The organism is Candidatus Planktophila sp. (genome assembly GCF_044348745.1).
Lineage (GTDB): Bacteria > Actinomycetota > Actinomycetes > Nanopelagicales > Nanopelagicaceae > Planktophila.
Map to the genome: position 1 here is coordinate 1 of NZ_JBIKSG010000015.1, position 22471 is coordinate 22471.

The window sequence follows — 22471 nt, forward strand, 5'->3', positions numbered from 1 at the left end:
AATGTTGCGGTCTATCAAGCATTTACCAAGCCAGGAGACACCGTTCTTGCAATGTCTTTGGCACATGGTGGTCACTTAACTCATGGTTCTCCAGTTAACTTTTCAGGTAAGTGGTTCAACATCGAGTCATATGGTGTTCGTCAAGATAATGAGTTAATTGATTACGACGAGCTTCGTGACCAAGCAATTCGCACAAAGCCGAAGATGATTTGTTCAGGTGCAACGGCCTATCCATCACTTGTTGATTTTGCAAAGATCCGCGAAATTTGTGACGAGGTTGGAGCGATAATGTGGGTAGATGCTGCTCACTTCATTGGCTTAGTTGCCGGTAAAGCAATTCCTTCACCTGTCCCATATGCAGATGTAGTTTCCTTTACAACGCATAAAGTTTTGCGCGGGCCTCGCGGTGGAATGATTTTGGCAAAGGCTGCACATGCTGCCGCAATTGATAAGGCTGTTTTTCCTGGGATGCAAGGTGGTCCAATCATGTCTGCAGTTGCCGGAAAAGCAATTGCGCTCGCAGAGTGCGCAACACCTGCCTATCAAAAGTATGCAAAAGATGTAATCGTGAATGCAAAAGCACTTGCAGCAGCACTTGAAACAGAAGGCATGCGCGCAGTCTCTGGCGGTACTGAAACACACCTAGCACTTATGGATATTCGAAGCACTGGGGTCACAGGCAAAGTTGCTGATGAGCGTTGCGGAGCTGCCGGAATCGTGATGAACAAAAACTCAATTCCTTATGATCCAGAGAAGCCAGGAATTACAAGCGGTATTCGGGTTGGTTCACCTGCCACAACTACCCAAGGCATGGGTGTTGAGGAGATGAAGCAGATTGCAACTTTGATTTCACGTGCCATCAAAACTGATGATGCAGCAACACATGCTGTTATTAAGTCAGAGGTACATGCACTAACTTCTCGCTTTCCTATTTACCAGGCATAACACCTAGTAATGCGCGAGTACTTAGTGACCCTGCTGATTTCAGCAGCCTTGTGTTATCTAATTACACCCATAGTTCGCACGCAGGCGCTTCGATTCGGGGCAGTTGCCAAAATTCGTGAGCGAGACATTCACAGCACTCCAACCGCGCGTTGGGGCGGGGTGGCGATGTTGGCGGCCATGGCCCTTACCTTTTTGATCGTTAATAATCTGCCACTTGTTGGAAAATCAGTGGGGCAGGAAGCGCAAGGAGTTTTACTGGCTTCGACTGCAATTGTTTTGCTTGGTATGGCAGATGATCGCTTTGAATTAGATGCCCTCACCAAACTAGCTGGCCAAGTTTTCACTGCAGGCATTTTGCTGCTCTACGGTATCCAGATTTTATGGCTACCGATTAACGGTGTCATTACATTGCCACCAAGCATCGGGCAGCTACTGACTGTTTTGATTGTGCTAGTTGTAATCAACGCCGTTAATTTCATTGATGGAATGGATGGACTTGCCGCTGGGGTTGTCGCTATATCTGGAATTGCATTTTTCGCATTTGCTTACCTGTTGGCAGTTGATTATGGCTTTAGCCGTGCTGGCGCACCATCACTGATAACAGCGGTATTAATAGGTATTTGCATTGGATTCTTGCCACATAACTTGAGTCCAGCAAAGATTTTTATGGGCGACAGCGGATCGATGTTATTGGGTCTTTTGCTATCTGTTTCAGCAATTACCCTAACTGGCCAGATTGATCCCAATGCAATTTCGGCTGAAAAACTTGGGCCAACCCTGTTACCACTTTTGCTTCCATTTGCCGTGCTTGCAATTCCATTTTTAGATTTACTCCTGGCAGTCATTCGCCGTGTAAAAGCTGGTAAGTCTCCCTTTGCACCAGATAATTTGCACTTGCATCACCGTTTGTTAAAGGCAGGCAATTCAACAGGTCAAACTGTTTTGATTGTCTATCTGTGGACTGCAACAATTGCATTTCCTGTCACAGTTTTGGCCTTTGCGCCATGGTGGGTGGCTGTTCTAACTGCCCTGTTCTTTGCACTATCAAGTGCGGTAGTTATGAAATCAAAGAAAAAGGTCAAAGCATGAAAAAAGCCAGTAATGAGATGCAACTGCTTCGCGGCGCTTTGATTCCAACGGTAATAACAGGTGTTGTTTCGATAGTTGCCTCATTCGCCCTTGCAGGGTTACCTGGCCTCTATGGGGCCTTTCTTGCTCAATTCATTGTCGTGATCTTTTTTGCGGTGACATTGTGGGTCTCAAAACTTTCTAAGAATCTAGATCCCTTATCAACCATGGGTCTGGCTCTTTTTTCCTATACGACCAAATTGTTGCTTATTGGTGTTTTTCTCTGGGTGCTAACTACCTATACCGATCGCGAAGCCATCAATAGGACCAGTTTTGGTGTTGCAGCAATTCTGCTCTCCCTCAGCTGGCTGGGCGGGGAGATTGCCAGTTACATGAAATTGCGCATACATTTACCCCTGCCCGAGAAAGCCCCCACCCCACCTGAGGAGATCTGATGAGCCGCACAAATGATGGCGCAGCCTGGACCATCGTTGGGTATCTGCTCTCCGGACCTTTGTTCTGGGGTGGAGTCGGCTACGGGCTAGATGCTTGGCTTGGAACGGGCTACTTCCTGGCCTCTGGGCTAATCCTGGGAATGGGCGCTGCCCTCTACCTAGTCTGGCTCCGCTTTGGACGCGAATAAAGAGTCCAATTCCACAGAATTTCGATTTCACCCAAGTCATCTTTTCCCCATAGGGTAAGCCCGAAGAACAACCCCTTTTAACTCATGAGGAGTATGCGTGCGCTCGATTACTAGCTTTCGTGCAGAAGGCAACGAGTTTGTTCCGCCAAGTAGTAAAGACTTTGTTTTGCCTCCCATTTTTGGGGACAACGAGTTCACAACAAAACCAATTTTCTTAGTTCTACTTTCAGTTGTTCTTCTTTCTGTGTTTTTCTTAATGGCCTCACGCAAAGCTGCGATTGTTCCTTCAAAGCTTCAATTCGCTGGTGAATCTGTTTACGCCTACGTGCGAAATGATCTTGGAAAAGAAATCATTGGGCATGAATTTATGCGCTTCGTGCCATATCTATTCACGCTCTTTACATTCATTTTGGTAAACAATTGGTTCGGAATTATTCCGATGTTGCAATTCCCAACAATGTCTCGCATCAGTTTTGCCTATGTGCTCGGAATAATTACCTTCGTAGTTTTCCACTACGTAGGAATTCGTCACCATGGAATTGTTAAATACCTCAAGGACATTTTGTTCATGCCTGGTGTTCCAAAGCCTGTTTATATTCTTTTGACACCGATTGAAGTTGCGACCTACTTAATCGTTCGTCCCCTCACAATTTCTCTCCGTTTGTTCGCAAACATGTTTGCTGGGCACTTGCTGCTCATGATCTTTATCTTGGGTGGAGAACATCTACTCCAAGGTGCTATTGGGTTAAAGCTGGTTAGTCCATTTGCATTCGCATTTGGAATCGCACTGACCTTCTTTGAACTTCTTGTCCAATGTTTGCAGGCGTATATCTTTACCCTGCTAACAGCCCTATATATCGGCGGCGCACTTGCCGACGAGCACTAACTAGAGTTCCACAGCAGTACAAACAAGTACCACCTACTAGAAATACCAACGGAAAGGTAAGAAAAATGACAGGCACACTCAACCTCGTCGGTTACGGTCTTGCAGCAATTGGACCAGGACTTGCAGTTGGAATGATCTTCTCTGCATATATCAATGGCGTTGCACGCCAACCTGAGGCACGCAGCGTTCTACAGCCAATCGCATTCCTAGGATTTGCTATGGCTGAAGCACTTGCGCTGTTCGGTCTCGTACTCGCATTCGTTCTATAAAAATATTCGATAACTAGCTAGAGGAATACAGATGTCATTCTCATTGCTCGCAGCAGAGGGAGCGCCTAATCCGCTCTTGCCTCACACAGCTGAAATTGTTGTCGGCTTCATCGCTTTCGGTTTGCTTTACTTAGTAATGCGCCGCAAGGTTGTTCCGATGTTCGAGAAAGCTTTCACTGCTCGCACAGAAGCAATTCAAGGCGGAATCGAACGTGCTGAGAAGGCTCAGGCAGAAGCTGCCGAAGCACTTGTTCAGTACACGGAGCAACTCTCAAAGGCACAAGCTGAATCGCAGACAATTCGCGAGGAAGCACGTGCACAAGGAGCAGCAATTCTGGAAGAGCTTCGCACAAAGGCACAGGAAGAAGCAGCACGAATTACTGCTGCAGCTCACGCCTCAATTGAAGCAGAGCGTCAACAAGCGGTGACATCACTTCGTAATGAAGTTGGCGCGCTAGCAGTTGAACTAGCTTCAAAGATTGTTGGAGAAGCATTAGATGATCAGGCGCGTCAGTCACGCATCGTTGATCGTTTCCTTGAAGATCTAGAAAAATCAAAGTAATCCGAAGCAAGAATTACAAGTAGAAGTAGAGAGAAAGAAAAATGAGAGCTCATCTCGGAGGCAGCAGTCGTCAGTCATTGTCGGCTGCCCGCACCGCACTTGATGCCGCAGTTAAGGGTGTTGATGCGCAAGCAGCTTCATCTTTGAGTGCCGAACTTTTCTTTATCGCCGATGTTTTGGGATCCAATATCGCTGTACGCCGCGCACTTACTGATCCATCACGTGATGCTCAGGCTAAGGGTGCATTTATCAAGGATCTATTGGCTTCAAAGGTGGGAGCAGCAGCACTTGGTCTATTGACTGAGATTTCTGCACTTCGTTGGTCTGGAGCTAAGGATTTAGTACAAGTTATTGAGCAGTTGGCAATTGAAGCGGAGGCATCAGCTGCCAATATCTCCGGCGAACTCGATCGTGTTGAAGATGAGATGTTCACAGCCGCGACTGCTTTTGCAGGTTCAACAGAGCTGCGCAAGGCGGTCACATCAGATGCCACGAATGCAAAGGCAGCCTTGGTTGCTGAAGTACTCAAGAATGCATCTAGTTCAACCGTGAAGCTAGTTTCACAAATGGTGAATGCATGGAGAGGTCGCAGCATCGAAGCAGCTTTTGCTGATTATCAATGGGCACTTGCTGCACGTCGTAATCGTGTTATTGCATTGGTTCGCGTGGCTACGCCACTGACCCAAGCACAGCAAGATCGTCTTGCAACATCTCTAACAAGCAAGGTTGGGCAACCAGTTCGAATTAACATTGAAATTGATCCTTCCGTTATTGGTGGGGTTTCAGTGAAGTTTGCAGATGAAATAGTTGATGGTTCAGTTTCAAATCGTTTGGCGGGGGCCGCACGCGCTCTTGCCGGAAGCAAATAAAGGGAGAAACACATGGCAGACCTAAAGATCAATTCTGAAGAAATTCAGGGTGCCTTAGCGAACTTCGTTAAGTCATACGATCCAGGCGTTGCAGCTCGCGACGAAGTCGGAACCGTAAGCCAAGCAGGCGACGGAATCGCACGCGTTCAAGGGTTGCCATCAACAATGGCAAATGAGTTGCTGCAGTTTGAAAACGGCACACTCGGCCTCGCACTCAACCTAGACGTCCGCGAAATCGGTACCGTTATTTTGGGTAGCACAACAGGAATTGAAGAAGGAACATCTGTTCGTCGTACTGGTGAAATTCTCTCGGTACCAGTCGGTGATGGTTTCCTAGGTCGCGTTGTTGACGCACTTGGAAATCCAATTGATGGCAAGGGTGAAATCAAAGCTGAAGCACGTCGTGCACTTGAACTACAGGCTCCCTCTGTAGTTCAGCGCCAACCTGTGAAAGAGCCTCTTGCAACTGGTATCAAGGCGATCGATGCGATGACAGCTATTGGTCGCGGACAGCGCCAGCTCATTATTGGTGACCGCCAGACCGGTAAAACAGCGGTTGCAGTAGACACAATTATTAACCAGAAGGAAAACTGGAAATCTGGCGATAAGAAGAAGCAAGTTAAGTGTATTTATGTTGCTATTGGTCAGAAGGGTTCAACGATTGCTGCAGTAAAGGGCGCACTCGAAGAAGCCGGTGCAATGGAGTACACAACAATCGTTGCTTCACCTGCATCAGATCCAGCAGGTTTCAAGTACCTATCTCCTTACACTGGTTCTGCAATCGGTCAGCACTGGATGTATAAGGGCGAGCACGTATTAATCGTGTTTGATGATTTATCAAAGCAAGCTGAGGCTTACCGTTCAGTCTCACTTCTACTTCGTCGTCCACCAGGCCGCGAAGCGTACCCAGGCGATGTTTTCTACTTACACTCACGTTTGCTAGAGCGTTGCGCAAAGCTTTCAGATGAATTAGGTGGCGGTTCTATGACCGGCTTGCCAATCATCGAAACTAAGGGAAATGACGTTTCTGCGTTCATTCCTACAAACGTTATTTCGATTACTGATGGTCAGTGCTTCTTCGAAACAGATTTGTTTAACGCCGGTGTTCGCCCAGCGATCAACGTAGGTGTTTCTGTATCTCGTGTAGGTAGCTCTGCACAGACAAAGGCGATGAAGAAGATCGCTGGTCGTTTGCGTCTTGACCTTGCTCAGTACCGTGAACTAGAAGCATTTGCTGCTTTCGGTTCAGATCTAGATGCTGCATCAAAGGCTCAGCTAGAGCGCGGTGCACGCATGGTTGAACTCCTCAAGCAAGGTCAGTACTCACCATACTCATTGGAACGTCAGATCGTTTCAATCTGGGCCGGTACAACTGGAAAGCTTGATGATGTTGCAGTAGCTGATATTCGTCGCTTTGAAGCAGAACTTCTGGACTTTATTGCGCGCGAACGCAAAGAGATCAACACTGTTATCTCTGAGACCAAGCAGCTAGATGATGAGACTATTGAAAAGATGACTGAAGCTGTTGCAGCTTTCAAGAAGCAATTCAAATCATCAGCAACACATGCTCTCAATGAGGCACCAGCTGAAGCCCTTGATGGGGAAGAAGCAGAACAAATCACAAAGTTCGTTCCTCCGGCGGTGAAGAAGTAACTCATGGGTGCCCAACTCCGCATTTATCGCAGACGTATGCGATCTGTTAAAGCGACTAAAAAGATTACGAAAGCAATGGAGTTAATCTCTGCTTCTCGTATTGTTAAGGCGCAACAACGGGTTGCAGCGTCTACTCCTTATGCAAATGAGTTGACCCGTGCTGTTTCTGCAGTTGCTTCTTACTCTTCAACAGATCATCCTTTAACAACTGCTAATGAGAATCCAAAGCGAGCAGCGATTTTGATTATCTCTGCAGACCGCGGGATGGCTGGTGCGTATTCAAATAACGCAATTAAGGAAGGCGAGCAGTTAACTGCTCTTCTTCGTGAACGTGGACTTGAAGTAAAGCCATATCTTGTTGGACGTAAAGCTGTCGGGTACTACAAGTTCCGCGAGCGTCAGATTGCAGGGCAGTGGACAGGTTTTTCTGATAACCCAACATATGAGGATGCACGCAAAGTTGCAGATGCTCTGATCGAGGCATTCGTTGCAGATTCTGAAACAGATATCAATGGTGTTGATGAAATCCACATCGTCTTTACAGAATTTAAGTCAATGCTTATTCAAAACGCCATGGCAAAGCGCATGCTTCCGCTAGAGGTTGTTGAAAGCGAAGCACCAGCACCTGTTGGATTGCTACCAATGTATGAATTCGAGCCAAGTTCTGAGGTTGTGCTTAACGCACTCCTGCCTCGTTACATCCAGGCTCGAGTATTTAACGCGATGTTGCAATCTGCAGCTTCAGAGCATGCAGCTCGCCGTCGCGCAATGAAGTCAGCAACTGACAATGCTGATGATCTAATCAAGTCGCTTACCCGACTTGCGAACGCGGCTCGTCAGGCCGAAATTACCCAAGAGATCAGTGAAATTGTTGGCGGCGCAGACGCGTTGGCCTCAGCTAGTGCAGGGAGTGAATGATGTCGAACTCAAAAAATGGCCGCGTAGCGCGCGTTATCGGACCGGTGGTGGATATTGAATTCCCAGCCGACTCAATGCCCGCGATCTTTAATGCGCTACATGTGCAGACAACCATGTCAGGTACTACTCGTACCTTGACACTCGAGGTTGCTCAACACATTGGCGATAACCTCGTGCGCGCAATCTCAATGCAGCCAACGGATGGAATGGTCCGTGGCGCAGAAGTTTCTGATACAGGAACACCGATCTCGGTTCCTGTTGGTGATGTAACAAAGGGTCACGTGTTCAACACACTTGGCGAATCACTGGATGTTCCAACCTCTTCACTCGACATTAAAGAGCGTTGGCCAATTCACCGTGATGCACCAGCATTTGATCAGTTGGAATCTAAGACTGAGATGTTTGAAACAGGTATCAAGGTTATCGATCTACTCACACCGTATGTAAAGGGTGGAAAGATCGGTCTATTCGGTGGTGCCGGTGTTGGTAAGACTGTTTTGATTCAGGAAATGATTTACCGTGTAGCTGAAAACTTCGGTGGTGTGTCTGTATTCGCCGGTGTTGGTGAGCGTACTCGTGAAGGTAACGACTTGTTCCTTGAAATGACAGAGACCGGCGTTATCAATAAGACGGCGTTAGTGTTCGGTCAGATGGATGAACCACCTGGAACGCGTCTTCGTGTTGCATTGTCAGCACTGACCATGGCTGAGTACTTCCGCGATGTTCAAAAGCAGGACGTTCTTCTGTTCATCGACAACATCTTCCGTTTCACACAGGCAGGTTCTGAGGTTTCAACACTTCTAGGACGTATGCCATCTGCTGTGGGATACCAGCCAACATTGGCTGATGAAATGGGTCAACTACAAGAGCGCATCACATCAACACGTGGTCACTCAATTACATCTATGCAGGCAATTTACGTTCCTGCTGACGATATTACAGACCCAGCGCCACACACTACTTTCGCCCACTTAGATGCAACAACAGTGTTGTCTCGTCCGATTTCAGAGCTTGGTATCTACCCAGCCGTGGATCCACTTGACTCAACTTCTCGCATCTTGGATCCACGCTATATCGGTGAGCACCACTTCCGTGTTGCTAACCGCATCAAGCAGATCTTGCAGCGTTACAAGGATCTACAGGACATCATTGCAATTCTTGGTATCGATGAATTGTCAGAAGATGACCGCGTACTAGTAGGCCGTGCACGTCGCATCCAGCGCTTCCTTTCACAGAACACATTCGTTGCGAAGGTGTTTACCGGAATCGACGGATCATTCGTTCCACTTTCAGAGACAATCGAAGCATTCGAAGCACTTGCAGATGGAAAGTACGATCACATTCCAGAGCAGGCATTCTTCATGTGTGGTGGTCTTGCAGATGTTGAGCGCAACGCAGCTGAACTAGCAGCAAGCTTGGCGAAGTAATCGATCATGACATTTAAAGTCGAACTAGTATCTCCAACTGCGCGGGTATGGTCGGGTGAAGCAAAATCTGTTTCTGCTCGCACTGTCGAAGGTGACATTGGTGTTCTCACCGATCACACACCACTCTTTGGGGTACTAGTCGACGGTCAAGTAAGCATTCTTGGGATCGACGGAACCACGACAGAGTTCAAGGTATCTGGTGGATTCTTATCTGTTTCAAACAACCGAGTCTCAATTCTTACTGAATCGGTAAATTAAGAGTTACTCCCTAGTGACTTGAGCTCCAAGGCTTTGTAACTGCTCAGCAAAATTTGGATACCCGCGATCCACGTGGAAAGCCTGATCAACGGTTGTTTCACCTTCGGCAACAAGTGCGGCCAAGATTAATCCTGCACCTGCGCGGATATCGTGGGCTTCAACGGGTGCGCCAGATAGCTCTTCTACGCCTGTAATCGAAGCATGATGGCCATCCACGCTTACTTGAGCACCTAATCGACTCAATTCATTAACAAACATGAAGCGGGATTCAAAGACATTTTCAGTTACCAATGAATGTCCATCTGCCACAGAGTTCAGGGCAATAACCATAGGAAGTAAGTCGGTTGGGAAACCCGGATAGGGAAGTGTTGCAACATCAATTGCTTGTGGGCGTACATCCATCTTTACACGGATCCCATCTGGAGTTGAAGTAATAATGGCACCAGCTGATGCTAATTTTTCTAAAGGAAGTTCAAGATGTTCAGGACGGGCGCCATGGATTGTGATGTCTCCACGGGTCATCGCAGCAGCAAAGGCCCAAGTTCCAGTGATGATGCGATCAGTAATTGTGGTGTGATCTGTTGGATGCAGGAGTTCAACGCCTGTGATTGTGATGAGTGGAGATCCAAGCCCTTCTATCTTTGCACCCATGGAAATGAGGAACTCACCAAGGTCCACGATGTCTGGTTCGCGAGCAGCGTTATCAATAGTTGTTACTCCTTTTGCCAAGACTGCAGCGGTCATGATGTTTTCAGTTGCGCCAACACTTGGAAAATCTAATTCAACAGGTGCTCCATTTAAACCGTGAGGGGCTTCTGCAATTACATAACCATGTTCAATGTGGGCTTTTGCACCTAACGCTTCAAGTCCTTTGATGTGAAAATCTAAACCTCTAGAGCCAATTGCATCTCCGCCAGGTAGTGCAACATCTGCCTGACCAACACGGGCCACTAAGGGACCAAGTACGTTGATGGATGCACGCATCTTTCGCACCAAGTCGTAATCTGCACGGTGGGCAGGTTCTTGGGGGACTGTAATTGTGACTGTGTCTGCCCCACGCACCACTGTGCAACCAAGACGGGTCAAAAGATCGGCCATGATGTCAACGTCAGCGATGTCAGGCACGTTGCGAATGGTTGTTGTGCCAGTAGCCAACAAAGAGGCTGCCATAAGCTTTAAAACCGAGTTCTTGGCACCTGTTACGGAGACTTCTCCGCGCAGGGAGGTTCCGCCAACTATGCGGAAGCGATCGTGGGATGCCATAGCGGCAGTCTACTTATAGGCTAGGCACATGGTTAATTTAACGCGCATTTACACAAAGACTGGCGATGACGGAACAACTTCTTTGGGGGATATGAGTCGCACATCCAAAAATGACCCTCGCCTTGAAGCCTATGCCACAGTTGATGAAGCTAATTCGGCGATCGGTGTTGTGCTCTCAACCGATGAATTAACTGATGAGGTTCGTGCTTTGTTAGTGCGTATCCAAAATGATTTATTTGATGTCGGTGCGGATCTTTGCACCCCAGTTGTTGACTCTCCAGCTTTCGAACCACTACGTGTTTTGGAATCTCAAGTTATTTATCTAGAAGAACAGATCGATCACTTCAACTCTGATCTTGAATCCTTGCGCTCTTTTGTTTTGCCTTCAGGAACTCCAGCGGCTGCGCACCTACATGTTGCACGAACTGTTGTTCGTCGAGCAGAGCGTCGTACGTGGGCAGCAATCCATGCTTTCGGTGGTGGCGTAAATCCATTAACCGCAAAGTATTTAAACCGCTGTTCAGATCTTCTCTTTGTTCTTGCGCGTTATGCAAATAAAGAAATCGGAGATCAACTCTGGGTTCCAGGAGCTAATCGCTAAGGAGCAAGGGTGTAAGTAGTTCCAGGAACTTTTTCATTTGGAACATCTTTTCTGCATGAAGCCTTGATGTTTGTTACAAAATGTCGCAACTCAATGGGCTCGCCACTCACAAGCAGAATGGTTGAGTATTTCTTTGCCCCGGTTTCTCCAATAGTTGTTCGAACGGTCCCATAGACTTTCAAGGTTTTGTCCTCTTGCGAGATTGGACCTTTGATATTTGCAGTCACTACCCACCAGGTGCAACCAGTTAAAGACGTAACCTGAACTGCCCCGCACGAATACTTTTCACAGACTGGAACACCATCAATACTCCGAGCCAGGGCTCTAGTTAATGCCTTGTCATTCGAAGCCAGTCCTACTAGCTCTTTTGCTGTCGGAATCTTTACAAAAGTATTTCCATCTTTGCTCTTTGTAAATCCTTTAGGTGGCCACGTTGGAGATGGCGATGGAGTCAAAGTTGGCTTTGCTTTAGCCAAAGATGTCACAGGAGCAGCGGTAGCTATTGGCATACACATCAATAGCGCCAAAAGCAGCGCGATTACTCTCTTAATCACGATCCCACTTAAATTTGCGAACACTAAAGTAGATTCCGATTGCTAACCACACTAAAAGAATTAGAGCGGTCTTGCCTGTTTCCCAACTCTTAGCTACTTCTTGACTAGCAAAAGAGTCTGGGAGAAATACTGAGCGCATTCCTTGGGTCAACCACTTCAAGGGGAAAATAGCGGCAAATTGTTGCATCCAGGTGGGTAGTTGCGTGAAGACAAAGAAAACACCGCTGAAGAATTGCAAGATGATAACAATTGGAGAGACGACCGCTGATGCTCCTCTTCCACTTTTAGGAACAATCGAAAATGCGATACCAAGCGCTGTTGAGCAGGCACTACCCAAAAGAACCAACCAAGTGAAGGTGATCCATTTATTGATATCAGTTGGAAGTTCCACGCCAAAAAACAAGATTCCAAAGCCAAGCAACAAAAGAATTTGAATGACCATGCTGACGAAAATAAGAATTGCTTTACCGATGAAATAGCTAGAAGCAGGCATCGGCGTTCCGCGTAAGCGCTTGAGTGCGCCAAAGTCACGCTCTAATGGAATTGTGATTGCTAGTGCCTGAAAACCTGTGTTTACTAAACCTGAGGCAATCATTCCAGCGAGGAAGTATTGCGAGAAGGTCACACCGGGTGCAATTGTGTCTTTAAAAACTGACCCAAAAATAGCTAGCAAAATAACTGGAAAAAGTAAGGTAAAGACAACAGATTCCCGCTGACGTGCGAATTGGCGAATTTCTAAGCCTCCACGGCGAATGCCTAAGGAAAGCGCGCTTGGAATCTTATTCATGCGTGCCTCCAATCATTTCAAGATAAATATCTTCAAGAGAGGGTCTGGAGACAAGTAACTCAGGAACTTCGCCGGCAAAGTGAGATGAGAGTTTGGCGACTAACTCCGTTGGATTATCTGATTGTTCAGATTTAGTTACTTCACCATCTCGCCAGGAAACTGTGGCCTTTGCTGTTGCGCGTCCACCTAGTTCGCTAGGCGTTGAAATTTCCATGATTACGCCCTTGTTAATCACCGCTACTCGATCGGCTAAAGCTTCAGCCTCATCTAAGTAGTGGGTAGTGAGCACAATTGTGGTTCCGTGGCCTCGTAGATTTTGAATGAGCGCCCAGAATGAGCGGCGGGCCTCAGGATCAAAACCGGTAGTTGGCTCATCTAAAAACAACAGCTCTGGATTTCCAATGATTCCGAGTGCAACATCTAAGCGACGGCGCTGGCCTCCTGAGAGGTTTCTAATCAAGGCCTTTTGTTTTTCAACTAAACCAACGGCGTGGATGACTTCATCTACTTGACGAGGATTAGCGTAGTAACCGCTGAAGTGATCTATTGTTTCTAAAACCGTAAGGTCGCCTGCATCAGTTGAGTTTTGTAAGACGATACCTATGCGATTTCGCCATAATCGGGATTCTTGACCTTTTGATTGTGGGTCAAATCCCAGCACTGAAACAGTTCCGGCATCCCGAGTCCTAAAACCTTCAAGAATTTCTACGATTGTTGATTTACCTGCACCGTTTGGACCCAGCAGGGAAAAAATCTCACCTTGTTGGATTGTGAGATCAACCCCGCGCACGGCATGAACATCGCCATAGCTTTTCTTCAGCCCTTTTACTTCGATGAGGCTCATATGGTTACTTTACTATGAGAAAATACTCCTGTGAGCCCGCGGAGAAACTACCCCAAGAAGCGGGTTAAGCCTGAAGAACCTCGGGAAATCAATATTGCATCCACTGGTGAGAGCAGAGAAGAACATAGTGATGGCACCTATATTGTGCGCCGATTAACTGGTTCTGGTTCTACAAAGCCTTATCGCTGCCCAGGATGCGATCAGTTAATCCCACTGGCAACTCCGCATGTTGTTGCTTGGCTTGAATACGATGAAGATGGTCGACGACATTGGCATACCGCATGTTGGGCAAAGAAAGATAAGCGTCGTCCAAACACAGAGCGCACTCGTAACGCACCTCGCTTTTAGTTCAGATTTTTAACCTAGTCGACCCTTCAAAAACTTTGTAGCTTTAACAACAAGTTTGTCGTCAAATGCGCGACGCTTGAAACTCAAAAACTTCAGTGGAATATTGAATCTAGTACGAACAATTGTGCGTGGATAGGTGTATTCAAGTAATCCTTCGGGTCCATGCACACGCCCATAACCACTATCTTTCACGCCACCAAAAGGAACAGATGAGACTGCTGCAAAAGAAAATGTTGAATTGATTGCCACCATTCCACAGTGCAACTGGGAAGCGATCTTCTTACCCTGACGCTTGGACCAGATGTTGGCACCTAAGCCGTATCGTGATGCGTTAGAGAGTTCTATTGCCTCTTTCATACTTGCTACGCGATTGATGATGATGAGCGGACCAAAGGTTTCCTCACGAACAGCTGCAGAAGATTCAGGCACATCAACCAAAATAACAGGCTGAACAAATGGTGCTTGCACTGACTTTAAAGAACCGTAGGCAAAGCACCCTCCATCTTTAATGGCAGCCTTAATGTGAGAAGAGATTACCGATATCTGTGAAGGCATCGTTGCAGGACCGTAGTTTCCAGTACCAGGTGCACCTGCTTGAATGCTCTCGGCAAGTGCAACCGCCTTAGCAATAAAGGCTTCAGCTACTGTTTCATCAACATAAACACGTTCAGCACCAATGCAGGACTGCCCAGCATTAGCCATGGCTGACCAAATAGTTGCATCCACTGCGCGATCTAGGTTTGCATCGGCAGCAACAATTACTGGGTCTTTACCACCACACTCCAGAACAACAGGAGTCATATGTGCAGCACATGCTGCTGCCACCAATTTGGCTGTCCGTGTTGAGCCAGTGAAAGACAACTTATCAATCGCACTCGTGCACAATGCGTTGCCCGTTTCGCCTAGACCTGTGATTGTTGTAAAGATGTCTGCAAAAGGTGCAACGGAATTGAAACTTTCTTCAAGCCACACACCAACTCCTGGCGTGTACTCACTTGGCTTGAACACAACGGTATTACCTGCTGCTAAGGCGTATGCAATAGATCCGACAGGTGTAAAGATTGGGTAGTTCCAAGGACCAATTACACCGACCACTCCAACAGGTGATCTTTCAACTGTTGCAGACATATTTGCCATTAAAGCACCTGGTGCACGATATGAGGTGCGCATAATGTCCTCTGCATGTCTTGCAGCCCAGCCGATGTGACTTACCGCCAATGAAGCTTCAAGTTTTGCATCGCTAACTGGCTTGCCGGTCTCAAGAGAAACAAGTGCCGCAATTTGGTCAACATGATCGATTATGTATTTGCTCCAAGACAAAAGGACTTTCTTGCGACCTGAAAAACCTAAATTCACCCATGCAGTACTGGCATGCCGCGCGTGAGCAACTACTTCTGAAACTTGCTTCACTGTTTGAATGGGATAAGCGCCTATAACCTCACCGTTAACGGGGTTAAAAGAATTAAATGCTTTAGCAGCTCTTGAAGTAGTGGCCATGTGAATAAGCCTAGTCGGGTATAGATAGGATTTGAAGTATGAGCGAGGTAGTTAGATCTAGTAGCGTCTTTGAAGCCACTCGCACTCCGTTCCACGTAAAAACAGTTGATGGTGTTGATTTAATTGGGGAAGTTGCAGCACCGATCGGCAGTTCCAAAGGGGCAATCCTGTGCTTGCATCCACTGCCAACCGCTGGCGGAATGATGGATAGCCATGTTTACAAAAAAGCTGCCAACCGATTACCGGCGATGGCAGGGATAACTGTTGTTCGATTCAATACCCGGGGCACAACCAGTGAGGCGGGAAGTAGTACTGGAACATTTGATAATGGTAAGGCTGAACATTTTGATGTTGAAGCCATGCTTTCCTACTGTTTTGATGTCCTTCAACTAGAAAATCTCTGGGTAACTGGTTGGTCTTTTGGAACAGACTTAGCCCTGCAACATGCAAAAGACCCACGGCATAAAGGATTAATCCTTCTTAGCCCGCCATTGCGGACAACAACACAAGAGCAACTTGAGTATTGGAATCATGACCCACGTCCGATTACAGCATTAATTCCAGAACATGATGATTACCTAAAGCCAGATGCGGCCTACCAACGATTTGGCGTTGTTCCGACAATCAAAATCATTGCAGTAGATGGTGCTAAGCATTTATGGATTGGCGAGCCATCTGTCCATAGAGTTTTATCTGAAATAAGAAGCATTGTGATAGGTGATCAGGAGCCACTTCCAGTCGAGTTTTAACTGTTATTTGCCCTGGGAATAACCACTTCATCAAGAATCAAAATGATAGATGCCGCTACAGGCACCGCTAACAAGCCTCCAACTAGCCCCAGTAAGGAAGAACCAATCAGGGCTGCGATGATTGTGACTGCACCAGGTACTGAAAGGGTTCGCTTCATGATTCTTGGTGTCACGACGTAGTTTTCTATTTGCACATATACGACGTATGCGGTGAAGGCGATAACTCCAATCCAGACAGATTGGGTAAGTGCAATCAAAGTGACAATGCCACACCCCAAAAAGTGGCCAATGAGTGGGATTAACGCGGCGACCAAGACAATCATTCCAATTGCTACTGGGGAAGGCATGCCTAGGACGAAAGCTAAGATAACAACAAAGACAGCAGCCATTGCTGCAATCAAAATCTGACTTCCCACGAAAGAGCCAACACGTGCAATTATCGCGTGGGTTAAAACGCCCACACGTTCACGACGGCTTGCAGGAACGAGTGAAAGTCCTAGATCAACAGCCTGTGGCAAAGATGTAATGAAGTACAAAGTTAGCACCAAGATTGTTACAGCAGTAAAGAATCCTGAGAGTACAGACTTTCCGACACCAATCACACCACCAAATGTCGAAATCAAAAGTGTTCCATCGGAGGTAATTGATTTTAGTTTTGTCTGCAAAGTATCGATTAGACCAAATTGATTATTTAGCTTGTTGATCGTCTCATTTTGCATCAAATCCTGTAGCAAAGCCGGCGCAGTATTAATCAAAGTGGTTCCCTGACTGATAACAGGGGGGATCACGACAAAGGCAAAGAAAATTACAAAGAGAATTACTGATGAGAAAATAGCCGCAACGGCTGAATTTCTAGATAAGCCCCGCTTTCTCAATGCCTCAACGGCTGGGTTTAATCCAGTTGCGAGAAACAAGGCAATCAAAATCAACACAAATATTTGGCTGGTGCTTGCAAGTGCCCGCATCAAAACTATTGCGGTTAGTGCCCCAAGAGTTGCGATAAACCCGAAGTAAAAAGGATTGGCTCTATTGATTGGCTTTCCCAAAATTCCATAATCAACAGGTGTTTTTGGGGTACGGGTAGTTGCTTTCTTGATTCTTTGGGTAATTGCCATGAATCTATTCTAAAGTGCCTACATCACTCATATTGAGACGTGGTGTTCATGTTCTGGTAACAATTATGAGAGAGAATATCTCCCATGGCGTTACGGATTACAGGCTTAGGCGAGGAGATCGCCTCGGTCACTGGCCTACCTTGGCACTTGCCTTTGGAGGAGTGGCCAGAAGACCCAATCCTTGCTGAAAAACGAGGTATTTCTAGGCACGTGGTGCGCCTAGTCAGAGCCAGTAACAATCCCGACGCCGAGGTCTATGCGGTTAAGGAAACGGTGTCAGAGTTCGCCAATCGTGAATACGTGATTTTGCGCCAGTTGTCACAGATGAATGCCCCGTGTGTTGAGCAAGTAGCTGTGGTTGAAGGACGAACCGATGCAAATGGCGAAGAGCTTCCTTGCGCGATTGTCACTAGATTCTTACCGTACTCACTTCCGTATCGAGTTGTTCTCTCTGGTGCTGTGACTGCTAATGAGATAACCATGATGGCAAGCGGACTTGCATTGCTTTTAGTTCGATTACATCTTCTGGGCTTTTGGTGGGGCGACTGCTCTTTGTCAAACACATTGTTTCGACGGGATGCAGAAGGATTTGCTGCCTATTTGGTAGATGCCGAAACGGGAGAATTTCAAAAAAGTTTGAGTGATGGGCAACGCGAACATGATCTGGAGATAGTTCATTTCAATGTTGCCGCTGAACTTGAAGATCTTTCACTTTCTGGAGTTTTGTATCCTGGCATGGATCCAGTTCGCGCAGCAGAAGCAGTGATTCGCCGCTATCGCAGAATCTGGGCCGCTCTCAAAGAACCACAATTATTGGATCCAAAAGATCGCCATGCGGTAGAGCGTGCAATGCGTCAGCTACATGATCTTGGATTTGCTGTTGAAGAAGTTGCTGTAACAATCGATGGTGACACACAAATGCTTTCCTTCCAACCCAAATTAGTTGCAGCTGGATATCACACCCAACGTTTGCGCGATTTAATGGGATTAGAAACCGAAGAGCTGCAAGCAAAGAGATTGCTTGCATCCTTTGATCGATATAGGGCTAGAGAAAACAAACCTGATATTTCAATAAATGCCATGGCCAAGCAATGGTTGGTGGAAGTTTTTGAAACAGTTATTTCTAGAGTGCCAGCAGATATGCGAGGTCGCGTAGAGCGGGCTCAGATGTTCCATGAAATCCTTGAAAATCGCTGGTATTTAAGTGAAAAAGCAGGGTATGACGTGGGGTTAGAAGAAGCAGCAGATAACTACTGCGCGGAGATTTTGCCGTTGCGACGCGACTCAGGCGTGGACATAGTTCTTTCATAGATAGGATGGCACCATGAGTTTGCCACCTAATTTTGGGCAAGCCTTTGATTTAAGTTCAATTACTAAACCAAAGGTAGATCCATCCACACCAATGCCCGGCATACAGGTCACTGTTGAAAATCTAAGTACCGAGATTTTGCCATTGTCACTAGTTCGGCCAGTCATTATTTTAATGTGGAGCCCTCGTAGTCCTGAATCTATCGAGATGGTTAAAACTCTTGGAAAATTGGAAAACGATTACAAGGTGGCATTTTCATTTGCACGCGTTGATGTGGATGCCAACCCAGAAGTTGCTCAGGCCTTTCAAACTAAGTCCGTTCCATTTGCAGTTGCGATAATTGCAGAACAAATGGTTCCACTTTTTGAACAGTCTTATCCTGAAGCGCAGGTCAAAATGGTCATAGATAAGGTTTTGACTCTGTCATCTGAGCAGGGAATCGGACAAGCACCTGTGGAACAGATTGAGCCAGAAGAGATGGAAGCAATGGAGGCACTTGAATCAGGTGACTACATCGCAGCTGAAGCAGCATATAAAAAATGGTTGGCAAGAAAACCTGCTGAAACTTTAGCAAAGCTTGGTCTTGCACAAACTCAACTATTGATACGAACAGAGGGCCTAGATCTAAACGCTGTAGTTGCTGAATCTGCAGCTGAGCCATCTAATATCGATTTGCAAATGAAGGCGGCGGATGTAGAAATAGTAAATGGGGGAGTTGAAGCAGCTTTTGCGCGCCTTCTATCTGCCGTTAGAGCAAGCACGGGCGATGATCGCGCTAAGGTTAAAAACCATCTACTTAATTTGTTTTCTTTGGTTGATCCATCAGATCCACGCCTAACCGCAGCCCGTAAAGAGTTAGCCAGCGCGCTCTTCTGATGCTGACCCAGGAAAAAGAACTCAATGGCCTCAAGGTGATTTTCTTTCTCTTTGGCCTCTCGATCATGAGTTGGGTTCCCAGATTTCCCGAGGTAAAAGCGCACCTAGGCCTTTCTAATGGCGAATTCGGTTCACTCATCAGTTTAGGAGCCATCGGCAACGCTTTCGCACTTTTAACAGTTGGGCATCTTGTCCACAAATATGGCGCACGACTAATAATGCAGATTGCAACAGTTGTTTTTTCGCTGAGCATCATCGTATTGAGCCACACAACATCTTCACTTATCTTTTTGGTTTCCATGATGATTCAAGGCGCAGGAATCTCTGCATTTCATATTTCAATCAACTCGCAAGGTTTTAACTTTCAGGATAGAAATAAGAAACAGGTTATTACCTTACTCAGTGGATACTGGAGCTCAGGGGCACTGATTACCTCTGTCATCGCAGGCATTCTGGTTGATTTAGTTTCGATTGAAGCACACATCGCGGTACTTTCAATTTTGTGCCTTGCAATTATGTTGCGCACGATTAGTAGTATGTCTCCAAACCTGCTCAAGCCAAATGAAAATCCAGATTCAGCTTTAAAGTTGAGCGAAACATTCAAGGGTTTTAACTTTGACGTCCTAGTTTCTGGCGGCCTGCTGTGTGCGATCATGTTGGAGTTTGCGGTGGGAGATTGGTCAGCAATTTTCCTGAAAGAAGACATGGGAATTCTTAGCGGAATCCACACACTGCCATTTATTCTCTTTACGCTAACGATGATTATTGGACGTTTAAACTTCCACCGCTTGTTACCTCGCTATTCGATGCAATATCTGACTCGGGCTGCCTCATTGACTTCAGGTGTTTCATTTATTGCAGGCATTGTGGCGGTAAGTGCCCTAGGCACAAAAAACCACACCCTTACCATCATAATTCTTTCGATTTCCTTCTCGGTGGCAGGCATTGGTTCATCCTTCCTCGGACCCAGCATGATGAATGCAGCTAACTCCAGATCACGGTTTCCGGCCAGCGTAGTAATAGGACAAATCGGGGTAATTAACATTTGTTTAGTATTTGTCATGCGTTGGGTTATTGCGTGGACGGCAGAGGCAACAACTTTATCTATTGCCTTGTGTATTCCTGGAGTTATGTTGCTTCTTGTTCCTTATTTTTCAAAGATTTTTAAGAGCGCTTAAACCAGACAGTTGCAAGTGGCGGAATTCGCACTGTTGCAATTTGTGATTCGCTGACCACAACTTGATCATTTCGAACGCCACTTCCTCCATATGCTGAATCATCTGTATTTAGCATTTCCGTCCAAGTGCCTGCTGTTGGAAATGGAAGCTGATAACTCTCATGAGGCACAGGTGAAAAATTAGTAACACTCACAAGTGGTGAACCATGATCATCCCAGCGAGTAAAGGCGACTACATTTGCAGCCCCATCATTGTTAACTAACCAACTAAACCCCTCAGGGTTAGTATCTTTTTCCCAGAGTGCAGCGGTTTGTTTGTAGAGTGAATTCAGATCAGCAACAACTCTTTGAACTCCTTGATGCTCTGCATACTCTGTTAAGTGCCACTGTAGTCCTGCACTTTCGCTCCACTCATCATTTTGGGCAAACTCACTTCCCATGAACAGCAACTTCTTACCAGGATGGGCCCACATGAATCCATATAGAGCACGTAATGTGGCAACTTTTTGCCAACGATCACCTGGAAACTTATTGACTAGCTGACCTTTGCCATGAACAACTTCGTCATGACTTAACGGCAACATGAAATTTTCACTCCACGCATAGAGGATTGAAAAAGTTAATTCATTGTGGTGGAAGACTCGGTGAATCGGTTCGTGTTGCAAATATTGCAAAGTGTCATGCATCCAGCCCATGTTCCACTTAAAGCCGAATCCAAGCCCGCCATTTGATGTATCTCCTGTAACCCCTGACCAAGCAGTTGATTCTTCAGCGATCATCATGATTCCTGGGTGCGTTTTATAGGCGGTAGAGGTGGCTTCCTGCAATAGCTTTACCGCTTCCAGATTCTCACGGCCCCCATTGACATTTGGAAGCCATTGACCTTCTTCGCGTGAATAATCCAGATATAGCATGGATGCAACAGCATCTACACGCAATCCATCGATGTGATATTCGGTCAGCCAATACAAAGCACTTGCCACTAAAAAGTTGCGAACTTCATTGCGACCAAAGTTAAAAATCAGTGTGCCCCAGTCTGGGTGTTCGCCTAAGCGCGGATCTGCGTGCTCATACAAAGCAGTGCCATCAAATTTTGCCAGCGCCCATTCATCTTTGGGAAAGTGTGCAGGAACCCAATCCAGGATGACGCCAATTCCAGCATTGTGTAGAGCATCAACTAGAAACTTAAATTCATCGGGAGAGCCAAACCGAGAAGTTGGGGCAAAGAAGGATGTGACTTGATATCCCCATGATGGCCCATAGGGATGTTCAGTAACAGGCAAGAACTCAACGTGCGTGAAGCCTTGTTCTTTGATGTAGTCAACTAATTCGACCGCTAATTCTCGATAACTTAACCCGAGTTTCCACGAACCAAGATGAACTTCATATACAGACACAGCAGATCGCCAAGACTGAAATTCTGAACGCTTTTGAATCCATGCTTGGTCATTCCAAGAATATGTTGACTCTTCAACCACAGATGCAGTAAGTGGTGGAATTTCAGTTGCGCGAGCCATTGGATCGGCGTGATCGACCCATCGACCATCAATTCCACAAATAGCAAACTTGTACTTTGTACCAGCTGCTATATCAGCAACAAAAATCTCCCAGATTCCTGAGGTTCCATTGCGATACATCTGATGTGTATTGCGATCCCAGTAGTTATGGTCACCAATTAATGAAACGGCTTGGGCATTTGGTGCCCACACAGAAAAAGCAGTGCCTAGCAATGCTCCTGTCTCATCACGCTTTACTTGCGCTCCAAGGGCTTTCCAGAGCTGTTCATGGCGGCCTTCTCCGATTAGGTATAGATCTAACTCACCAAGTGAGGAGTGAGGATTTAAAAATGACGC

Annotated in this window: 25 protein-coding genes; 18 read left to right on the plus strand and 7 right to left on the minus strand. The window is 46.5% G+C overall.

Features of this window, described 5'->3' with window-relative positions:
• The 12 genes from glyA to AC9UH7_RS03815 form a co-directional block, all read left to right on the plus strand.
• The coding region (gene glyA / locus AC9UH7_RS03760; RefSeq protein WP_509595260.1) for a serine hydroxymethyltransferase at nucleotides 1–945 on the plus strand (945 nt) is incomplete at its 5' end.
• A gap of 9 nt (nucleotides 946–954) precedes the next feature.
• Nucleotides 955–2034, plus strand: coding sequence for a glycosyltransferase family 4 protein (locus AC9UH7_RS03765; RefSeq protein ID WP_509595263.1), 1080 nt, complete (start codon nucleotides 955–957; stop codon nucleotides 2032–2034).
• Nucleotides 2031–2468 carry a Cg1360 family ATP-synthase-associated protein gene (locus AC9UH7_RS03770; protein ID WP_509595266.1) on the plus strand — a complete coding sequence of 146 codons (438 nt, stop codon included), beginning with the start codon at nucleotides 2031–2033 and terminating at the stop codon, nucleotides 2466–2468. The genes AC9UH7_RS03765 and AC9UH7_RS03770 overlap by 4 nt, the downstream gene beginning before the upstream one ends.
• The gene (locus AC9UH7_RS03775; RefSeq protein WP_509595269.1) at nucleotides 2468–2656 is read left to right on the plus strand and encodes a hypothetical protein; all 189 of its coding nucleotides are present in this window, start codon (nucleotides 2468–2470) and stop codon (nucleotides 2654–2656) included. Before AC9UH7_RS03770 ends, AC9UH7_RS03775 begins: the two co-directional genes overlap by 1 nt.
• Nucleotides 2657–2753: 97 nt before the next feature.
• On the plus strand, nucleotides 2754–3542 hold the full coding sequence (gene atpB, locus AC9UH7_RS03780) for a F0F1 ATP synthase subunit A (RefSeq protein WP_509595271.1): 789 nt from the start codon (nucleotides 2754–2756) through the stop codon (nucleotides 3540–3542).
• A gap of 65 nt (nucleotides 3543–3607) precedes the next feature.
• Entirely contained in the window at nucleotides 3608–3811 is a 204-nt protein-coding gene (locus AC9UH7_RS03785) for an ATP synthase F0 subunit C (protein ID WP_445821085.1), read from the plus strand.
• A gap of 31 nt (nucleotides 3812–3842) precedes the next feature.
• Nucleotides 3843–4373: a F0F1 ATP synthase subunit B gene (locus AC9UH7_RS03790; RefSeq protein WP_509595274.1), complete on the plus strand. Its 531-nt coding sequence runs from the start codon at nucleotides 3843–3845 to the stop codon at nucleotides 4371–4373.
• Between the two features lie 41 nt (nucleotides 4374–4414).
• Nucleotides 4415–5242, plus strand: a complete 828-nt coding sequence (locus AC9UH7_RS03795; RefSeq protein ID WP_509595276.1) for a F0F1 ATP synthase subunit delta — start codon at nucleotides 4415–4417, stop codon at nucleotides 5240–5242.
• A gap of 12 nt (nucleotides 5243–5254) precedes the next feature.
• Nucleotides 5255–6895: a F0F1 ATP synthase subunit alpha gene (gene atpA, locus AC9UH7_RS03800; RefSeq protein ID WP_509595278.1), complete on the plus strand. Its 1641-nt coding sequence runs from the start codon at nucleotides 5255–5257 to the stop codon at nucleotides 6893–6895.
• A gap of 3 nt (nucleotides 6896–6898) precedes the next feature.
• The gene (locus AC9UH7_RS03805) at nucleotides 6899–7813 is read left to right on the plus strand and encodes a F0F1 ATP synthase subunit gamma (RefSeq protein WP_509595280.1); all 915 of its coding nucleotides are present in this window, start codon (nucleotides 6899–6901) and stop codon (nucleotides 7811–7813) included.
• Nucleotides 7813–9240 carry a F0F1 ATP synthase subunit beta gene (gene atpD / locus AC9UH7_RS03810; protein ID WP_509595283.1) on the plus strand — a complete coding sequence of 476 codons (1428 nt, stop codon included), beginning with the start codon at nucleotides 7813–7815 and terminating at the stop codon, nucleotides 9238–9240. Before AC9UH7_RS03805 ends, atpD begins: the two co-directional genes overlap by 1 nt.
• Before the next feature lie 6 nt (nucleotides 9241–9246).
• Nucleotides 9247–9498 carry a F0F1 ATP synthase subunit epsilon gene (locus AC9UH7_RS03815; protein ID WP_509595286.1) on the plus strand — a complete coding sequence of 84 codons (252 nt, stop codon included), beginning with the start codon at nucleotides 9247–9249 and terminating at the stop codon, nucleotides 9496–9498.
• A gap of 3 nt (nucleotides 9499–9501) precedes the next feature.
• Here AC9UH7_RS03815 and murA read toward each other — a convergent pair whose 3' ends face one another.
• Complete coding sequence (gene murA, locus AC9UH7_RS03820) at nucleotides 9502–10761, minus strand: UDP-N-acetylglucosamine 1-carboxyvinyltransferase (RefSeq protein ID WP_509595288.1); 1260 nt, start codon at nucleotides 10759–10761, stop codon at nucleotides 9502–9504.
• 28 nt (nucleotides 10762–10789) lie between these two features.
• Here murA and AC9UH7_RS03825 point away from each other — a divergent pair, with 28 nt between their 5' ends.
• Nucleotides 10790–11362 (plus strand): cob(I)yrinic acid a,c-diamide adenosyltransferase, encoded by a 573-nt coding sequence (locus AC9UH7_RS03825; RefSeq protein ID WP_509595291.1) that lies wholly within the window; start codon nucleotides 10790–10792, stop codon nucleotides 11360–11362.
• Here the strand turns inward: AC9UH7_RS03825 and AC9UH7_RS03830 are convergent.
• From AC9UH7_RS03830 to AC9UH7_RS03840, 3 genes are read right to left on the minus strand one after another with little or no spacing between them, the layout of a single operon-like run.
• Nucleotides 11359–11916 (minus strand): hypothetical protein, encoded by a 558-nt coding sequence (locus tag AC9UH7_RS03830; RefSeq protein ID WP_509595294.1) that lies wholly within the window; start codon nucleotides 11914–11916, stop codon nucleotides 11359–11361. The two genes, AC9UH7_RS03825 and AC9UH7_RS03830, sit on opposite strands and share 4 nt — an antisense overlap.
• On the minus strand, nucleotides 11909–12703 hold the full coding sequence (locus tag AC9UH7_RS03835; RefSeq protein WP_509595296.1) for an ABC transporter permease: 795 nt from the start codon (nucleotides 12701–12703) through the stop codon (nucleotides 11909–11911). The genes AC9UH7_RS03830 and AC9UH7_RS03835 overlap by 8 nt, the downstream gene beginning before the upstream one ends.
• Nucleotides 12696–13547, minus strand: a complete 852-nt coding sequence (locus AC9UH7_RS03840) for an ABC transporter ATP-binding protein (protein ID WP_509595299.1) — start codon at nucleotides 13545–13547, stop codon at nucleotides 12696–12698. Before AC9UH7_RS03840 ends, AC9UH7_RS03835 begins: the two co-directional genes overlap by 8 nt.
• Nucleotides 13548–13577: 30 nt before the next feature.
• Between AC9UH7_RS03840 and AC9UH7_RS03845 the strand changes: the two genes are divergently transcribed.
• On the plus strand, nucleotides 13578–13895 hold the full coding sequence (locus AC9UH7_RS03845; protein ID WP_509595302.1) for an Rv1322 family protein: 318 nt from the start codon (nucleotides 13578–13580) through the stop codon (nucleotides 13893–13895).
• A 9-nt stretch (nucleotides 13896–13904) separates the two neighbouring features.
• Here the strand turns inward: AC9UH7_RS03845 and AC9UH7_RS03850 are convergent, their stop codons facing one another.
• Complete coding sequence (locus tag AC9UH7_RS03850; RefSeq protein ID WP_509595304.1) at nucleotides 13905–15392, minus strand: aldehyde dehydrogenase family protein; 1488 nt, start codon at nucleotides 15390–15392, stop codon at nucleotides 13905–13907.
• 38 nt (nucleotides 15393–15430) lie between these two features.
• Between AC9UH7_RS03850 and AC9UH7_RS03855 the strand changes: the two genes are divergently transcribed.
• Nucleotides 15431–16141 carry an alpha/beta hydrolase gene (locus AC9UH7_RS03855; protein WP_509595307.1) on the plus strand — a complete coding sequence of 237 codons (711 nt, stop codon included), beginning with the start codon at nucleotides 15431–15433 and terminating at the stop codon, nucleotides 16139–16141.
• Here AC9UH7_RS03855 and AC9UH7_RS03860 read toward each other — a convergent pair.
• Nucleotides 16138–17256 (minus strand): AI-2E family transporter, encoded by a 1119-nt coding sequence (locus tag AC9UH7_RS03860; protein WP_509595309.1) that lies wholly within the window; start codon nucleotides 17254–17256, stop codon nucleotides 16138–16140. The genes AC9UH7_RS03855 and AC9UH7_RS03860 overlap by 4 nt on opposite strands.
• 84 nt (nucleotides 17257–17340) lie before the next feature.
• Here AC9UH7_RS03860 and AC9UH7_RS03865 point away from each other — a divergent pair, with 84 nt between their 5' ends.
• The 3 genes from AC9UH7_RS03865 to AC9UH7_RS03875 are packed head-to-tail and all read left to right on the plus strand — an operon-like array spanning nucleotide 17341 to nucleotide 20619.
• Nucleotides 17341–18567, plus strand: coding sequence for a DUF4032 domain-containing protein (locus AC9UH7_RS03865; RefSeq protein ID WP_509595311.1), 1227 nt, complete (start codon nucleotides 17341–17343; stop codon nucleotides 18565–18567).
• Between the two features lie 13 nt (nucleotides 18568–18580).
• A complete protein-coding gene (locus AC9UH7_RS03870; RefSeq protein ID WP_509595314.1) occupies nucleotides 18581–19441 on the plus strand; it encodes a co-chaperone YbbN in 861 nt (286 codons plus the stop codon).
• Nucleotides 19441–20619 (plus strand): MFS transporter, encoded by a 1179-nt coding sequence (locus AC9UH7_RS03875; protein WP_509595317.1) that lies wholly within the window; start codon nucleotides 19441–19443, stop codon nucleotides 20617–20619. Before AC9UH7_RS03870 ends, AC9UH7_RS03875 begins: the two co-directional genes overlap by 1 nt.
• On the opposite strand, the gene glgB is transcribed toward AC9UH7_RS03875, so the two are convergent.
• A partial coding sequence (glgB, locus tag AC9UH7_RS03880; protein ID WP_509595320.1) for a 1,4-alpha-glucan branching protein GlgB occupies nucleotides 20606–22471 on the minus strand: 1866 nt, incomplete at its 5' end. The two genes, AC9UH7_RS03875 and glgB, sit on opposite strands and share 14 nt — an antisense overlap.

Excerpts from the sequence above, each read along its gene's own strand:
- AC9UH7_RS03850 (WP_509595304.1), bottom strand. The coding sequence starts at position 15,392 with ATGGCCACTACTTCAAGAGCTGCTAAAGCATTTAATTCTTTTAACCCC.
- AC9UH7_RS03815 (WP_509595286.1), top strand. The coding sequence starts at position 9,247 with ATGACATTTAAAGTCGAACTAGTATCTCCAACTGCGCGGGTATGGTCG.
- AC9UH7_RS03860 (WP_509595309.1), bottom strand. The coding sequence starts at position 17,256 with ATGGCAATTACCCAAAGAATCAAGAAAGCAACTACCCGTACCCCAAAA.
- AC9UH7_RS03795 (WP_509595276.1), top strand. The coding sequence starts at position 4,415 with ATGAGAGCTCATCTCGGAGGCAGCAGTCGTCAGTCATTGTCGGCTGCC.
- AC9UH7_RS03775 (WP_509595269.1), top strand. The coding sequence starts at position 2,468 with ATGAGCCGCACAAATGATGGCGCAGCCTGGACCATCGTTGGGTATCTG.
- AC9UH7_RS03875 (WP_509595317.1), top strand. The coding sequence starts at position 19,441 with ATGCTGACCCAGGAAAAAGAACTCAATGGCCTCAAGGTGATTTTCTTT.
- AC9UH7_RS03835 (WP_509595296.1), bottom strand. The coding sequence starts at position 12,703 with ATGAATAAGATTCCAAGCGCGCTTTCCTTAGGCATTCGCCGTGGAGGC.
- AC9UH7_RS03825 (WP_509595291.1), top strand. The coding sequence starts at position 10,790 with ATGGTTAATTTAACGCGCATTTACACAAAGACTGGCGATGACGGAACA.
- atpD (WP_509595283.1), top strand. The coding sequence starts at position 7,813 with ATGTCGAACTCAAAAAATGGCCGCGTAGCGCGCGTTATCGGACCGGTG.
- AC9UH7_RS03855 (WP_509595307.1), top strand. The coding sequence starts at position 15,431 with ATGAGCGAGGTAGTTAGATCTAGTAGCGTCTTTGAAGCCACTCGCACT.
- AC9UH7_RS03805 (WP_509595280.1), top strand. The coding sequence starts at position 6,899 with ATGGGTGCCCAACTCCGCATTTATCGCAGACGTATGCGATCTGTTAAA.
- AC9UH7_RS03765 (WP_509595263.1), top strand. The coding sequence starts at position 955 with ATGCGCGAGTACTTAGTGACCCTGCTGATTTCAGCAGCCTTGTGTTAT.
- AC9UH7_RS03790 (WP_509595274.1), top strand. The coding sequence starts at position 3,843 with ATGTCATTCTCATTGCTCGCAGCAGAGGGAGCGCCTAATCCGCTCTTG.
- AC9UH7_RS03865 (WP_509595311.1), top strand. The coding sequence starts at position 17,341 with ATGGCGTTACGGATTACAGGCTTAGGCGAGGAGATCGCCTCGGTCACT.
- AC9UH7_RS03840 (WP_509595299.1), bottom strand. The coding sequence starts at position 13,547 with ATGAGCCTCATCGAAGTAAAAGGGCTGAAGAAAAGCTATGGCGATGTT.
- murA (WP_509595288.1), bottom strand. The coding sequence starts at position 10,761 with ATGGCATCCCACGATCGCTTCCGCATAGTTGGCGGAACCTCCCTGCGC.
- AC9UH7_RS03785 (WP_445821085.1), top strand. The coding sequence starts at position 3,608 with ATGACAGGCACACTCAACCTCGTCGGTTACGGTCTTGCAGCAATTGGA.
- AC9UH7_RS03770 (WP_509595266.1), top strand. The coding sequence starts at position 2,031 with ATGAAAAAAGCCAGTAATGAGATGCAACTGCTTCGCGGCGCTTTGATT.
- AC9UH7_RS03870 (WP_509595314.1), top strand. The coding sequence starts at position 18,581 with ATGAGTTTGCCACCTAATTTTGGGCAAGCCTTTGATTTAAGTTCAATT.
- atpA (WP_509595278.1), top strand. The coding sequence starts at position 5,255 with ATGGCAGACCTAAAGATCAATTCTGAAGAAATTCAGGGTGCCTTAGCG.